General features: G+C 58.3%; 1 protein-coding gene. It reads right to left on the reverse strand.

The window, feature by feature from the left end:
- Positions 1-264 (reverse strand): immunoglobulin-like domain-containing protein (locus FS665_RS23505; RefSeq protein WP_178108404.1); only part of this gene is annotated, 264 nt, incomplete at both ends.

A 264-nucleotide genomic window follows, 5' to 3' on the forward strand; every position in this document is an offset into this window, starting at 1 on the left:
ATGGTGCCGCCTTCCAACACAGACGGCGTGGCGGTGAGGGTTACTGTCGTGGTATCCGTTACGTCTGTAACGGCAGTGCTGACGGGATCCGTGTCGGCAACAAGATTCTCGTAATTGCCGCCGCTGACGCTAGTGATGCTGTTGGTGACTGCCGCGTGGCCTTGATAGACATCGTTGCTGACGGCATCCGTTGCCGTGCCGGAGCTCTGGCCAATCGGGATGGTGATGATTTGGCCATTGGCCAGGGTCACTACAACCGGACTT

It is taken from the genome of Pseudomonas sp. URMO17WK12:I11 (assembly GCF_007677725.1).
Lineage (GTDB): Bacteria > Pseudomonadota > Gammaproteobacteria > Pseudomonadales > Pseudomonadaceae > Aquipseudomonas.